At 35.2% G+C, this 13499-nt stretch carries 18 protein-coding genes; 17 read left to right on the plus strand and 1 reads right to left on the minus strand.

Translation table 11 applies throughout. The features are described from left to right. Positions 1-31 precede the first annotated feature (31 nt). The 17 genes from U8521_RS03225 (at position 32) to U8521_RS03305 (ending at position 12267) form a co-directional block, all read left to right on the plus strand. A complete protein-coding gene (locus tag U8521_RS03225; protein ID WP_334333018.1) occupies positions 32-358 on the plus strand; it encodes a bacteriocin immunity family protein in 327 nt (108 codons plus the stop codon). 259 nt (positions 359-617) lie between these two features. Then, entirely contained in the window at positions 618-1151 is a 534-nt protein-coding gene (gene infC, locus U8521_RS03230) for a translation initiation factor IF-3 (RefSeq protein WP_135371541.1), read from the plus strand. A gap of 13 nt (positions 1152-1164) precedes the next feature. Further along, complete coding sequence (gene rpmI / locus U8521_RS03235) at positions 1165-1362, plus strand: 50S ribosomal protein L35 (protein ID WP_025084493.1); 198 nt, start codon at positions 1165-1167, stop codon at positions 1360-1362. Positions 1363-1397: 35 nt separating this feature from the next. Next, positions 1398-1754: a 50S ribosomal protein L20 gene (rplT, locus tag U8521_RS03240; RefSeq protein ID WP_025084494.1), complete on the plus strand. Its 357-nt coding sequence runs from the start codon at positions 1398-1400 to the stop codon at positions 1752-1754. A 74-nt stretch (positions 1755-1828) separates the two neighbouring features. Then, the gene (locus tag U8521_RS03245; protein WP_334333017.1) at positions 1829-2356 is read left to right on the plus strand and encodes a YqeG family HAD IIIA-type phosphatase; all 528 of its coding nucleotides are present in this window, start codon (positions 1829-1831) and stop codon (positions 2354-2356) included. Further along, positions 2343-3458: a ribosome biogenesis GTPase YqeH gene (gene yqeH, locus U8521_RS03250; RefSeq protein WP_334333016.1), complete on the plus strand. Its 1116-nt coding sequence runs from the start codon at positions 2343-2345 to the stop codon at positions 3456-3458. Before U8521_RS03245 ends, yqeH begins: the two co-directional genes overlap by 14 nt. A gap of 10 nt (positions 3459-3468) precedes the next feature. Beyond that, positions 3469-3783, plus strand: coding sequence for a YhbY family RNA-binding protein (locus U8521_RS03255; RefSeq protein ID WP_334333015.1), 315 nt, complete (start codon positions 3469-3471; stop codon positions 3781-3783). 16 nt (positions 3784-3799) lie between these two features. Then, positions 3800-4444, plus strand: coding sequence for a nicotinate-nucleotide adenylyltransferase (locus U8521_RS03260; RefSeq protein ID WP_334333014.1), 645 nt, complete (start codon positions 3800-3802; stop codon positions 4442-4444). After that, positions 4431-5033 carry a bis(5'-nucleosyl)-tetraphosphatase (symmetrical) YqeK gene (gene yqeK, locus U8521_RS03265; protein ID WP_334351854.1) on the plus strand — a complete coding sequence of 201 codons (603 nt, stop codon included), beginning with the start codon at positions 4431-4433 and terminating at the stop codon, positions 5031-5033. The genes U8521_RS03260 and yqeK overlap by 14 nt, the downstream gene beginning before the upstream one ends. A 1-nt stretch (position 5034) precedes the next feature. Beyond that, a complete protein-coding gene (rsfS, locus tag U8521_RS03270; RefSeq protein ID WP_334333012.1) occupies positions 5035-5391 on the plus strand; it encodes a ribosome silencing factor in 357 nt (118 codons plus the stop codon). Further along, entirely contained in the window at positions 5391-6119 is a 729-nt protein-coding gene (locus tag U8521_RS03275) for a class I SAM-dependent methyltransferase (protein WP_334351855.1), read from the plus strand. The genes rsfS and U8521_RS03275 overlap by 1 nt, the downstream gene beginning before the upstream one ends. 8 nt (positions 6120-6127) lie before the next feature. Further along, complete coding sequence (locus U8521_RS03280; protein ID WP_334351856.1) at positions 6128-7225, plus strand: nucleotidyltransferase; 1098 nt, start codon at positions 6128-6130, stop codon at positions 7223-7225. Beyond that, positions 7225-7776: a YceD family protein gene (locus U8521_RS03285; RefSeq protein ID WP_334333009.1), complete on the plus strand. Its 552-nt coding sequence runs from the start codon at positions 7225-7227 to the stop codon at positions 7774-7776. The genes U8521_RS03280 and U8521_RS03285 overlap by 1 nt, the downstream gene beginning before the upstream one ends. 123 nt (positions 7777-7899) lie before the next feature. Beyond that, entirely contained in the window at positions 7900-9321 is a 1422-nt protein-coding gene (gnd, locus tag U8521_RS03290; protein ID WP_334333008.1) for an NADP-dependent phosphogluconate dehydrogenase, read from the plus strand. Positions 9322-9518: 197 nt separating this feature from the next. Then, complete coding sequence (locus U8521_RS03295) at positions 9519-10205, plus strand: response regulator transcription factor (RefSeq protein WP_135371531.1); 687 nt, start codon at positions 9519-9521, stop codon at positions 10203-10205. Then, positions 10202-11287, plus strand: coding sequence for a sensor histidine kinase (locus tag U8521_RS03300; RefSeq protein WP_334333007.1), 1086 nt, complete (start codon positions 10202-10204; stop codon positions 11285-11287). The genes U8521_RS03295 and U8521_RS03300 overlap by 4 nt, the downstream gene beginning before the upstream one ends. 86 nt (positions 11288-11373) lie before the next feature. Continuing rightward, positions 11374-12267 carry a hypothetical protein gene (locus tag U8521_RS03305; protein ID WP_334351857.1) on the plus strand — a complete coding sequence of 298 codons (894 nt, stop codon included), beginning with the start codon at positions 11374-11376 and terminating at the stop codon, positions 12265-12267. 235 nt (positions 12268-12502) lie between these two features. Here U8521_RS03305 and yidC read toward each other — a convergent pair whose 3' ends face one another. After that, positions 12503-13489 carry a membrane protein insertase YidC gene (gene yidC, locus U8521_RS03310; protein WP_334333005.1) on the minus strand — a complete coding sequence of 329 codons (987 nt, stop codon included), beginning with the start codon at positions 13487-13489 and terminating at the stop codon, positions 12503-12505. Positions 13490-13499 lie beyond the last annotated feature (10 nt).

Below are 13499 nucleotides of genomic sequence, written 5' to 3' on the forward strand. Positions count from 1 at the left end.
TATCTATAATAAGACTGAAGAAGGGATGATTATGGATGAAAAGAGTTCAAATCTAGTTAAAATTTTGAGTAAAATTTATTCAGATCAGGAGTTTAAAACAGATGCGTTGTTGAAAAAGACTGTCGAGGAATGTGCGCGTCCGTTGATGGGTAACAACGATGATAAGGTTTATTTTGAAGTTATCACAAAGTTGACTCATGGCTTTTCTAAGTATTATTCCGCCCACCATAAAAAAGTTCCTGATGGGATTTTAAAGGTTTATCAACAAATCAAAGTCGATATACCAAAAGGAAGTATCAACGCTGATAAGTTGAAACAATTAGCAACTGATACGAAAATGCCTTTTATGAGATTTTGAGTTGAAATGTTTGTTGTTACTAGTAAATTATGGTAGATTTAATGTATTGATTCTTTCAGGATAACGGTATTATTTTGGTAAATTGTATTGACAGAGCAATTTATTATAGTATACTTATTAACTGTTGAGATTAAGCAGAAGCGCCCGCTTCTCACCTATGCACTCGCCTCTAGGTTAATACGATTGCGTAAATACATAGTGGGCATGCTTATGCGGCCCACTTTTTTTGTGGGTTAAATTACTTCGGAGGTGACTACTCATAGCAAGAGATTTATTAATAAATGATCAAATACGTGCAAAAGAAGTACGATTGATTTCTGAAAATGGCGATCAAGTTGGTGTTAAACCAAAGGCAGAAGCACAACGTTTAGCTGATGCTGCAAATATGGACTTAGTTCTAATGTCACCAGGTGCAAAGCCACCCGTTGCCAGAATTATGGACTATGGTAAATATAAGTTTGATCTTCAAAAGAAAGATCGTGAAGCACGTAAAAAACAAAAAACCGTTAGTGTTAAGGAAGTACGTTTAAGTCCTACTATTGAGGAAAATGATTTCAATACTAAGCTTAATAATGCTCGTAAGTTTCTATCTAAGGGTGATAAGGTCAAAGTTTCTCTTCGCTTTAAGGGTAGAGCAATTACTCATAAAGAGATAGGTAAGGAAGTCTTAGACCGTGTCGGAGAAGCTACTAAAGATATTGCAAATGTGATAACTAAGCCTAAGATGGACGGTCGTAGTATGTTCTTAATGCTTGATCCAATTAATGCAAAAGATAACAAAAAGAAGAAATAGTGGAGGGATTTTCATGCCTAAACAAAAAACACACCGCGCATCAGCAAAGAGATTTAAGAAGACTGCTAATGGTGGTTGGAAGAGAATGCATGCTTACACAAGTCACCGTTTCCACGGTAAGACAAAGAAGCAACGTCGTCAATTGGCTAAGCCAGGTATGGTAAGTTCAAGTGATATGAAACGTATCAAACAAATGTTAGCTACATACTAATTATTTATTTTTTTTAATCAAAAGGAGGAGTCATTATGCCACGTGTAAAAGGTGGAACAGTAACTCGCAAACGTCGTAAGAAAGTTTTAAAATTAGCTAAAGGATATCGTGGTTCAAAACATATCACTTTTAAAGCAGCTCATACTCAAATCATGGTTTCATACCGTTATGCATTCCGTGATCGTCGCCAAGTTAAGCGCGACTTCCGTAAGTTATGGATTGCTAGAATCAACGCTGCTGCTAGAATGAACGAAATCAGCTACAGCAAATTGATGCATGGTTTGAAGTTAGCAAATGTTGACATTAACCGTAAGATGTTGGCTCAAGTCGCTATTGAAGATCCAAAGGCATTCACAAGTTTAGTAGATACAGCTAAAAAAGCTTTAGCTTAATTGTAAAAACAAACGTAATTTGGATAACCCAAATTACGTTTTTTTACTAATTGAGCGGATAATGAGGATTAAAAATGTTTAAACCATATATTATGCTTGATAAAATTACCGATATTGAAGTCAGTGACTTAAAACAATTAGGTATTACTACGATTATGACTGACCTTGATAACACACTTTTACCATGGAACAGTAATGAATACGACCTCTCATTAAGAAAATGGCTCAATCAAATGGCAAAGAATCAAATTGAGGTTATGATCGTTTCTAACAATAGTTATGAACGTGTTGAAAAAGCTGTCCATGAACTCCCAGTTAGTATCGTCGCTCGGGCGGTCAAACCACTTCCATTTGTTATCTTAAATCATCTTCATAAAGAACATATTGACCCAGATAGTGTCTTGTTCGTTGGCGACCAAGTCATGACAGATGTTTTAGCCGGTAATATGGCCGGTCTAAAGACTGTTTTGGTTAAGCCACTAGTAGAAACAGATGCTAAAAAGACGCGCGTAAATAGATTTTTTGAACGTCCAATTTTAAAAACAATGCAAAAACGTGATAAGAATTTGTACTGGAAGGATTCATTAAATGACAGAAATTGATGAAAAGTTGTACTGTATAGGTTGTGGGGCAAAACTGCAGACTGAAGATAAAGACAAGCCTGGTTTTGTTCAAGCATCGACCTTAAAGAAATATCTTGAAGATGATTCTAAAGAATTATTATGTAAAAGATGTTTTAGACTTCGTAACTATAATGAAATCACGGATGTTGATGTGTCCGATGATGATTTTTTGAAATTGTTAGATTCAATTTCAGAAAAAGATGCTCTAGTAGTTAATGTAGTCGACATTTTTGATTATGAAGGCAGTGTGATCCCTGGATTGCAACGCTTTGTTGGTGATAAAAAGATTCTAGTTGTTGGTAACAAGGTGGATCTTTTACCTCACTCAGTCAATCAAAATCGCCTTTTGAATTGGTTACAACAAAAGAGTAAAGAAAATGGTATTAAATCAACTGATCAGATTTTAGTTTCAGCTGTTAAAGGAACTAATATTGATGAATTGATGGAAATGATCGAAAAATATCGTGATGGTAAAGATGTCTATGTTGTTGGAACGACTAATACTGGTAAATCGACCTTGATCAATCGTATTATCAGTTCTAACTCGGATATTAAGAATTTGATCACAACTTCTAGATTCCCAGGAACAACTTTAGACCGAATCGATATTCCTTTAGACGATGGCCATAATTTGATCGATACACCAGGAATTATTCACAATTATCAATTGGCACATTACTTGAATGCTAAGGATTTGAAAGCTATTACGCCTAAAAAGCCACTGCGTCCAGTAACTTTCCAACTACGTGATGGCCAAACTATTTTTGTTGGTGGTTTGACTCGGTTTGACTTTCTAAATGATAAAACAAATGTTACTTTCTACGTCAACCAGGGCTTGCCATTGCATAGAACGAAGACACAAAACGCTGACCAATTCTACGCTAAACATTTGGGTGACATCTTGAATCCTCCTAGCGATATCAAAGATTTCCCTAAATTGAAGCAACAAATCTTTTCAGCTCATGAGAAATCAGATATTGTTATTTATGGATTAGGTTGGATTACGATTCCGGCTGGAACAAAAGTTATGACTTATGTTCCTGATGGGGTTCACGTCTCAATTAGAAACGCTATTATTTAAGGAGCTATTAATGATAATTAAAGGAAAAAAGAACCGCTATTTGAGAAGTCAAGCTGCTGTTATGAAGCCAGCTCTACAAGTTGGTCGTGAAGGTATCAGTGAAAACTTACTCAATCAATTTGAAATTTTGATCAACAAATCTGAATTGATCAAGATTTCTTTGTTACAAAATACGATGGTAGAACCACAAGACTTGATCGATGCGCTAAGTGAATTTGACGACCAAGTAATTCACGTTCAAACAATTGGATCGAAGATGGTTTTCTACAAGAAAGCACCTAAAATCAAAAATCGTAAATACTCAATTGAATTAGAGAATATGTAATTAAAAGTGATGAAAAATGGATACTCAAAAACAATTATTAACTAAAGCAAAATTGGAATTTCACAGTAATTTACCAAAGAAGCATGTTGGTATTTTGGGTGGAACGTTTAACCCAATTCATTTAGGACACTTGTTGATTGCTGAACAAGTATATGAACAACTCTGCCTTGATAAGGTGTTGTTTTTGCCAGATAAGATTCCACCTCATCGTGGTGTCGAGAAAACAATTCCTTCAATTAATAGTGATGACCGAATCAATATGATCAAATTAGCTATTCGAGATAATATGCACTTTGATCTTGATTTAACTGATATTAAACGTGGCGGCGTTAGCTACACTTTTGAGACGATTAAATTGTTAAAAGAGTATAATCCTAATACTGAATACTACTTTATTATTGGTGGAGATATGGTTGAAAATCTTCCTAAATGGTCACATATTGATGAGTTGATGCAGATGGTTCATTTTGTAGGTGTTTGTCGCAAAGGCTTTGAGAAAAAGTCTAAGTACCCAATTCTATGGGTGAATACACCAGTAATTGAAATTAGCTCTAGTATGATTCGTGAACGGGTCAAAAAAGGTAAGTCAATCAAGTATTTAGTTCCAGATGATGTTGCTTGGTACATTAAAGACAGGGGGCTTTACAATGACCGAATTTGATTATAGTAAAATTAAGCCGGGAATTGATCGTGACGAAATTTTAAAACGTATGAAAAATAGTTTGAGTGATTTTCGTTTCACCCATTGTTTGCGAGTCGAAGAAGTTAGTCAACAGTTGGCTCAAAAATTTGGTGGCGATGTTTTGAGAGCTGGATTGGCTGGTCTTTTGCACGATTATGCCAAAGAACGTAGCGATGCAGAATTTATTAGTGTAATCAAGGAAAAGCAACTTGACCCAGATTTACTGAAGTACAATAATGCAATTTGGCATGGTGTCGTCGGAGCTGAAATTGTCAAAGATGAACTCGGTATTTATGATGAAGATGTCTTGAATGCTATTCGTAGACATACGGTTGGCTCAACCAAAATGACTCAAGTCGATAAATGTGTCTTTGTAGCCGACTTTATTGAACCTAAAAGAGATTTTCCTGGCATTACAGAAGCTAGAGAATACGCAAAAAAATCACTTGATTCAGCAGTGGCTTATGAATTAAAACATTCATTAGCACATTTGATCGATCAAAATAAAGAAATTTATCCAGAAACATTTATTAGTTATAATTATTGGATTACAAAAGGAGATTTATAATTTGGACTCAAAAAAAATAATGGAAGTTGCTGTTAAGGCAGCTGACGAAAAGCACGCTAATGATATTAAAGTTTTGAATATCAGTGAAGTAAGTATTATGGCTGATTACTTTGTCATCATGGATGCTAGTTCTCAACGTCAAGTCGATGCGATTGTTCAATCGGTTTTGGACAAAGCAGGTGAAAATAAAATTGACGTTGGACACGTTGAAGGAAATCGTAACTCTGGTTGGGTTTTGATTGACTTACATGACGTAATTATTCACGTCTTCACTTCAGAACAACGTGACTTTTATAATTTGGAAAAACTTTGGTCAAATGCGACAGAAGTTGATATTTCCAATTTGGTAACTGAATAATGATTTATAATTCATTTGCCAGTGTTTATAGTGAATTGATGGATGACACACTTTACAATAAGTGGGCTGATTACGTTCAACAACAAGTTCCAACTGATCAAAAGCTTTTAGATGTCGCTTGCGGAACCGGTGATCTGACAATTTTATTAGCTGATAAATATGATGTCACTGGAACTGATTTGTCAGAAGAAATGTTAAAGATTGCTCAAAAAAAAGCTAATAAAGCTAAGAAGAAGATTCCATTTGAACCTAGTAATATGATGGATCTCTACAATTTTGGCCAATTTGACGTAATAACTTGTTTTGATGATTCGATTTGTTATTTAACAGATGAAGACGAATTAGCTATCGCTTTTGATCAAGCTTATCAACATTTGAATACTGGAGGGAAATATTTATTTGATGCTCACTCTTTGTATCAAATGGATGAAGTTTTCCCAGGCTATATGTTCAATCACCGCACAGAAGATTCTGCGTTTATGTGGAATAGTTATGAGGGAGAGTATCCTCACAGTATTGAGCATGAACTGACTTTCTTTAATTGGAATGATAAGATTCAAGGCTATTCGGTCAATACTGAGTTACATAAGGAGAGAACTTATCCGATTGAAACTTTTAAGTTGATTTTGTTCGACATCGGTTTCAAGAATATTCAAGTCAGTGCAGATTTTGGCAATTCGGCTGTTCAAGATGATTCTAATCGTTGGTTCTTTGCCGCAGAAAAATAGAGGTAGTTATGAAAGTTTACGGTTTTATCGCTGAATTCAATCCATTTCATAATGGACACAAGTTATTTATTGATAAAATTAAACAAAAATATCATCCCGATGTTTTAATTGCTGTAATGTCAGGCAATTTTGTACAACGGGGTGATTTTGCCGTCTTAGATAAATGGAGTCGGGCTAAAGTAGCAATAGAAAATGGAGTCGATTTAGTAATTGAATTGCCATTTGCTTATGCGGTTCAATCGGCACAATATTTTGCTGAAGGCGGAGTTTCATTATTGAATGCTTTATCAGTTGATAAAATCGTCTTTGGATCTGAGCATGAGCTTGATTTCCAAAGTTTAGCTAAAAAAACTTTACAGTTAGATGAGCGGTTTCAACAAGACTATTCTCGGAGTTCAGCGGCCAACTTAACTGATTTTTATCGTTATAACGGCATCGATGTGACGCACGATCCAAATCAACTGTTGGGATTGAATTACGCTCGAGCAATCGTTGGAAATAACTATGACATAGGGATTGAGACGGTTGTTCGTCAGCGTGATGGATACAGTGCCACGTTGATCCGACAACTTTTTTCTGAGAACAAGGATTTTTCGAAGTTGGTTCCTCTAGAAACTTTGTCTGATTTTCAAAAGGGAACATCGGTTTCTTGGGATGATTTTTTTAACTATTTAAAATTTCAAATTTTAAGTCATTCTGAAACTGAATTACGACAAGACTATCAGATGGTTGAAGGATTAGAATATAAATTAAAAAAAGAGCTTGATTCGAGTCAGAATTTCACGGAATTCATTGAACGAGTCAAATCAAAGCGTTATACTATGGCCCGACTCAGACGTTTAATGGTTTATACTTTGTTAAATGTCAAGGAGTCGGAAATAAAAAATGTTTATCAAAATCCTTATTTGCGAGTTTTAGGTTTTGATCAAGTGGGGCAGAAGTATTTGAACGTCTTGAAACAAAATGATCAAAAGTTTATCACGCGAGTAGGGAAAAGAGAGAAAACTGCTTTAGAATTAGAACTGCGGGCGGATTCTATTCGTCAATTGGTTGATTTTTCTGAGCAGAATTTTGGAAGAATACCTTACATGAAAGGGGTACATTAATGCTAAATTGGGATGTTCAAGACGTTCGTCGCTATAAAGACAAACCTTTTGAATTCAAAGAAACACTTGATTTAACTAAGGAGATGCAAAATCGAACAGATGAGATTTTGAAAATTGCTCCGGTTGAAGTCGCTGGTCAACTTTTTAATGATCATGGTTTAGTTATTTCTGATGTTAAAGTTGAGACAACCTTGACGGTGCCTTCAACGCGTAGTTTGTTGCCAGTAGATTTACCAATTAACATTAGAATCAATGAAGCTTACAACATTGATAATGTCTCAGATGAAGAATTGGAAGATTACAACGTAGTTATTCCAATCGATGATGACAATCCAACAATCAATGTCTATGAATCAATTATTGATAATATTTTGTTGAGTATACCAACAAAAGTTTTGACTGAAAAAGAAGAAACTGAAAATATTATGCCTTCAGGTAAGAACTGGAGTGTTATTTCAGAGGATGAATTCAATAAGCAAAAAGAAGATGAGCATGTTAATCCAGAATTTGCCAAATTAAAGAATCTATTTAATGATGACAGCAAAGATTAATTAGCTTACCTACATTTTTTTATATTTTTATACAAAAATTTGATTAAAAAGGAGCTTTTATGCGCTCCTTTTTTATTTTTTTGTTAAGATTAGTATGTGAACAAAAATCGGAGGTAATTATTAATGGCAAAACCACAAATTGGTGTTATTGGTATGGCTGTTATGGGAAAGAATCTTGCCCTAAACATTGAAAGTCGTGGATATGAAGTTGCTATCTACAACCGTACAGGTTCAAAAACTAAAGCAGTTGTTGAGGAACATCCAGAAAAGAAATTAGTTCCAAGTTATACAATTGAGGACTTTGTAAACTCACTAGAAAAACCTCGTCGTATTTTGATGATGGTTAAAGCTGGTGCAGGTACAGATGCTGTTATCAAGCAATTGTTGCCTTTACTAGATAAAGGCGATGTCTTGATCGATGGTGGTAATACATTCTTTGAAGATACTATGAAGCGTAACGCACAATTAGATAAATCAGGAATCAACTTTATCGGAATGGGTGTATCTGGTGGTGAACTAGGTGCCTTGAACGGTCCTTCATTGATGCCCGGTGGTCAAAAGGAAGCTTATGATTTAGTTGCTCCTATTTTGGAACAAATTTCAGCTAAAGCTGACGAAGATGGTGCCCCATGTGTTACATATATCGGACCAAATGGTGCCGGTCACTATGTAAAGATGGTTCACAACGGTATCGAATACGGTGATATGGAATTGATTTCCGAAAGTTACAATATGTTGAAGCATTTGTATAACAATGATGTTGAAAAGATTGCTGATATTTTCAATGATTGGAACAAAGGTGAACTTTCAAGTTATTTGATTGATATCACTGCTAAGATCTTGACTAGAAAAGATGATGAAGGCTCAGATGACTACATTGTTAACAAGATTTTGGACCGTGCTGGTAACAAGGGTACTGGTAAATGGAGTTCACAAAGTGCTTTGGAATTAGGTGTTCCACAATCACTAATTACTGAATCAGTTTACTCACGTTACATTTCTGCATACAAGGATGAACGTGTTAAGGCAAGTAAAGTTTTACCTGCTCCTACAAATGTGCCTGATGTTAATAAAGAAGAATTAGTTGAAAAAATCCGTAAGGCATTGTACTTCAGTAAGATCATTAGTTATGCTCAAGGATTTGCACAAATGAAGGCAGCTTCTGATCATTACGACTGGGATCTACAATATGGTAGCATCGCTCAAATCTGGCGTGCTGGTTGTATCATTCGTGCACAATTCTTACAAAAGATCACTGATGCTTATGATGAAGATCCAAAACTAGATAATCTATTGTTGAATGACTATTTCAAGAAGATCATTGAAGAATATCAATCAGATGTACGTGACGTTGTTAGTTACGCTGTTCAAGCGGGTATTCCTGTTTCAGGCTTTATGGCTGCCGTTTCATACTATGATCAATATCGTTCAGAAGTTCTTCCTGCAAATATGATTCAAGCACAAAGAGATTACTTTGGTGCTCATACTTATGAGAGAAATGACAAGCCAGGAATCTTCCATTATACTTGGTATAAGGAACAATAATTGGAATAATTATTTCAAATTGGGGCGAATTATTCGCCTCTTTTTTATTTTCCAAAAAAATAAAAATAAAAGCTTGTCTTCTTTTAATTTTTGCTATATGTTAAAATCATTAGTGCGTTGCTAAACCTATGGCAAATTCAAATTAATGATTAAGCAATAATTAAAGATAATTTAATATTTATGTATGGGAGAAGAGTATGGCTAAAATACTTGTTATTGAAGATGAAGAGAACATGGCAAAGTTTGTTCAACTTGAACTTCAACATGAAAATTATGAAGTAACCGTTGAAAGAGACGGTCGCACTGGACTAGATGCAGCATTGTCAGAAGACTGGGATTTAATCTTACTTGACTTGATGTTGCCAGAATTAAACGGTATCGAAGTTTGTCGACGTGTTCGCCAGGAGAAGAACACACCAATTATTATGATGACAGCACGTGATTCGATCATTGATCGTGTTTCTGGTTTGGATCACGGAGCAGATGATTATATCGTCAAGCCTTTTGCTATCGAAGAATTGTTGGCTCGTATTCGAGCTTTGTTGAGACGCATCGATTTGGATATCGATGTAACGAGAAATAATGATCAAGTTCTCAAGTATAAGAATTTGGTTATTGATAAAACTACTCAAACTCTAAAACGTAACGGTGAAGTAATTGATTTGACACGTCGTGAGTACGATCTCTTGAGCGTATTGATGGAAAATGTTGGAACTGTTCTTAGTCGTGATGATTTATTAGAACGTGTTTGGGGTACGGGTTCTTCAACTGAAACTAATGTTGTTGATGTGTACATCAAATATCTAAGAAATAAGATTGATCGTGCTGGTGCGCCAAGTTATATTTCAACCGTTCGTGGTAAAGGATATGTGATGAGACGATGAGAATTTCCATTAGATTCAAGTGGACGGCAATAATTTCAATTGTTATTTTGATGGCTTACATTTTTGTAGCTATCTTAGCGATGCGAACCGTGCAACACGTGGCGTCGGTTAATGAAATCAATACTTTTTCAACAAAATTAATTGTTGGTGGAGTAGTGGTTTTCATAATTGGAGTCTTGTTAAGCTTTTTTGCGGTGACATCAGTTTTGAATGATTTGAAAAAAATCAATAAGACGATTGACGATTTAAACAAAAAACCAGATTCTGATTCACGAATTAAATTGCGTAAACGTAACGATGAAGTGTATGATCTGACCGTCAATATCAACAAAATGCTTGATCGCATGCAAGCTTATACGAATCAACAAAAAGAGTTTGTCGAAGATGTTTCTCACGAATTGAGAACGCCTGTCGCAGTGCTGGAAGGACATTTAAGTATGTTGCAACGCTGGGGTAAAGATGATCCTGAAGTTTTGAATGATTCAATCAACTCATCTTTACAAGAGTTGAAACGAATGCAGTCATTGATTCAAGAGATGCTTGATCTGACAAGAGTTGAACAAATTGATAGTGCTTATTTGGAACAAACAACTGAAGTGAAACCATTATTTACTCAAGTTTATAATGACTTTAAAATGTTACATCCGGATTTTGTGATCAATTTTGATGATGATATTCGTGAAGGTAGTCAAGTAAAGATCTACCGTAATCACTTGGAACAAGTTCTAGTGATTCTGTTGGACAATGCTTTTAAATATTCAACAGAACGTAAGGAAATTAATTTTGCTGCTTCAACTAATTCAGCTTTACTAGAAGTAGTTGTGCAAGACTATGGTCTAGGAATTGCCAAAAATGACCTTAAACGAATTTTTAACCGTTTCTATAGAGTTGACAAAGCACGCTCTAGAAAGCGTGGAGGAAACGGATTAGGGCTTTCTATCGCCAAGCGATTGATTGAGATATACCATGGAAGCTTGGAAGTGGAAAGTGTTGTCGGTTCAGGAACAGTCTTTAAGATAGAATTGCCGATAATTCAAGAAGATGAAACTGACGATGAAAATGAAACAAAGAAAAATAACTAAAAAAGTAGATCTTAATTTGTTGATCTACTTTTTTTTCGTGTTTGTTAAAGGTATATTATTAGTAATCTCATCGAGGGGGGAGCTTGTTGAAAAAAATCAGATTACTGATCTTATTGGCATTAGTTTTCGTCATTAGCGGCTGTTCAAAAGTTAGTACTAGTAATGATGAAAAGTCAGTCTCAAGTGACGAGACCACGAATAAGACTGTCGAATATACAAGTTTAAGTGATTCAGAAAAAAATGAAATGACTTTTGAATTTACCAGAAATAGTTCGGCTTCAAATGTGGATTTAAAGGTGATCAATCGGACCAATAAAAATGTTAGATTAGTATTCTCTGACATCATGTTAATTCACGGCCAAAATAATAAAATTAGCGCCTCAAAACGAGGTAAGATTTCAATTAAATCTAACAGTACTAAAAAAATTAAAGGTTTATTCACTAATTTAACAATTACTGATTTTAGAACCGTTGGATTGTTTGTTTATCGAAACAATAAAAATAAATTAGCATACAGTGAAATTAATAAATTGACGTCACGCTCTTCTAATTTGACAAAATCAACATTGAAAAAGAGTTATAAGTCAAAAGCTAAGAAAAAGACGTCAAAGACTAAAGAGATCGATAAAACTAACGAAGTTACATCAAGTGATACTGATACTAGTTCTAATACAGATACTGATCCAAGTACCAATTCAAATACTACTCAAACAAATGACAATAGTTCTAGTTCAACCAGTGTTAACAGTTCACAGGATGCTATCAATTTGGTCAAGGGTCAAAATGATCAATCGAGTGACAGTAAATATTCAGTCGTTGTCAATCCTTCAAGTGGCAGTGATGATACGGTTAAAGATAAAAATGGTGATTCAGTATATTGGATACACAGCAATACAGGAGATTCCAACTCTGACAGTAGTGGGGATGATTGGACAATTTATCCAAACGGTTATGTAGTGCATTCAAAACCATCGATGTAGGATATTTCCATTATTTTTCTGCCTCAAATAGAATTAGTATTTTTAAAGAAGCAGATTCAATCTGGAATAACTTCATTACAAGAGAGAGCTTGGGACATAAACTTTGTGCTTAAAACAAATAGACCGTGGTAATCGTTCTTTGATTACCACGGTCTATTTGCTTTAATGCTCGAGAGTTGACCAGGTCCTGTCCTGCTCTCTAGTTGAAATGAGTCGCTCTTGTTTCACTCTCTGTTTATTTCTTGTTTTTATTTTGTTGTTGTCTCTTCTTGTTTAACTCACGAATACTTTCATGAAACTCTTGCTTTTCAGCTTGTTTAGCACTGTTAGCAGGTGAAGCAGAACTTGCACCACCAAGAATACCATCAAGCATCTCTTGAGTAACAACGATTTTGACTGGATTCTTAGCAAGATCTTCATCAGTTTTCTTTCTGATCTTAGGTGTAATGATGTAATTAGTAATTAATTGTTGAATTACGATTACGACACCACCAACCAAGAAATACAAACCTAAAGCAGCTGTAGAAATCATTGAAATGAAGAATGTCATCATTGGACTCATGAGAATCATTGTCTGCATTTGTTTTCTCTGTTCAGGAGCAACGATTTGTAGAGACATCCAACCTTGAACTACATAGAATAAAGTAGCCACGATTGCGATGAGGATACTTGGTTTACCAAGTGGAATACTCATAAATGTTGCGGTACCGATTTGTTTAGAATATTGTACGGCTTGATAAATACCAACCAAAATTGGCATTTGAAGTAGTAGTGGCAAACAGCCCATACCACCAGTTAGACTCAAATTATTTTTCTTATAGACGTCCATCATCAAAGCACTGATTTGTTGTTGAGCTGCAGGATCTTTAGCCTTTTTTTGAGCTGCTTGGATCAGCTTCAATTGAGGTTGTACAGCACGCATTTTTTCTTGTTGTGTTGTGGACTTGTACTGTTGATTCAATGATAAAGGTACAAGTACGATACGAACAATGAAAGAAATGATGACGATTCCCCAAGCATAAGCGTTAGTACCACCAATCATTTGCGCTGTCTTGAGGATTAAATTTTGAAACGGAGTTCCAAGCCATTTGTAGATAAAACCGTATGGCCCACTAGTTGGTGCGTGTAAATTTGTTGTTGATTGAGCACACCCCGTCAAAACTAGTGTCAGTACGACAACTAATGACAGTACTGATAGATATTTGACGTATTTTTTCTTCAATTAAATAAAC

Source organism: Companilactobacillus miaonis, assembly GCF_036913615.1.
Taxonomy (GTDB): domain Bacteria; phylum Bacillota; class Bacilli; order Lactobacillales; family Lactobacillaceae; genus Companilactobacillus.

Excerpts from the sequence above, each read along its gene's own strand:
- U8521_RS03225 (WP_334333018.1), top strand. The coding sequence starts at position 32 with ATGGATGAAAAGAGTTCAAATCTAGTTAAAATTTTGAGTAAAATTTAT.
- rpmI (WP_025084493.1), top strand. The coding sequence starts at position 1,165 with ATGCCTAAACAAAAAACACACCGCGCATCAGCAAAGAGATTTAAGAAG.
- rplT (WP_025084494.1), top strand. The coding sequence starts at position 1,398 with ATGCCACGTGTAAAAGGTGGAACAGTAACTCGCAAACGTCGTAAGAAA.
- U8521_RS03245 (WP_334333017.1), top strand. The coding sequence starts at position 1,829 with ATGTTTAAACCATATATTATGCTTGATAAAATTACCGATATTGAAGTC.
- yqeH (WP_334333016.1), top strand. The coding sequence starts at position 2,343 with ATGACAGAAATTGATGAAAAGTTGTACTGTATAGGTTGTGGGGCAAAA.
- U8521_RS03255 (WP_334333015.1), top strand. The coding sequence starts at position 3,469 with ATGATAATTAAAGGAAAAAAGAACCGCTATTTGAGAAGTCAAGCTGCT.
- U8521_RS03260 (WP_334333014.1), top strand. The coding sequence starts at position 3,800 with ATGGATACTCAAAAACAATTATTAACTAAAGCAAAATTGGAATTTCAC.
- yqeK (WP_334351854.1), top strand. The coding sequence starts at position 4,431 with ATGACCGAATTTGATTATAGTAAAATTAAGCCGGGAATTGATCGTGAC.
- U8521_RS03275 (WP_334351855.1), top strand. The coding sequence starts at position 5,391 with ATGATTTATAATTCATTTGCCAGTGTTTATAGTGAATTGATGGATGAC.
- U8521_RS03280 (WP_334351856.1), top strand. The coding sequence starts at position 6,128 with ATGAAAGTTTACGGTTTTATCGCTGAATTCAATCCATTTCATAATGGA.
- U8521_RS03285 (WP_334333009.1), top strand. The coding sequence starts at position 7,225 with ATGCTAAATTGGGATGTTCAAGACGTTCGTCGCTATAAAGACAAACCT.
- gnd (WP_334333008.1), top strand. The coding sequence starts at position 7,900 with ATGGCAAAACCACAAATTGGTGTTATTGGTATGGCTGTTATGGGAAAG.
- U8521_RS03295 (WP_135371531.1), top strand. The coding sequence starts at position 9,519 with ATGGCTAAAATACTTGTTATTGAAGATGAAGAGAACATGGCAAAGTTT.
- U8521_RS03300 (WP_334333007.1), top strand. The coding sequence starts at position 10,202 with ATGAGAATTTCCATTAGATTCAAGTGGACGGCAATAATTTCAATTGTT.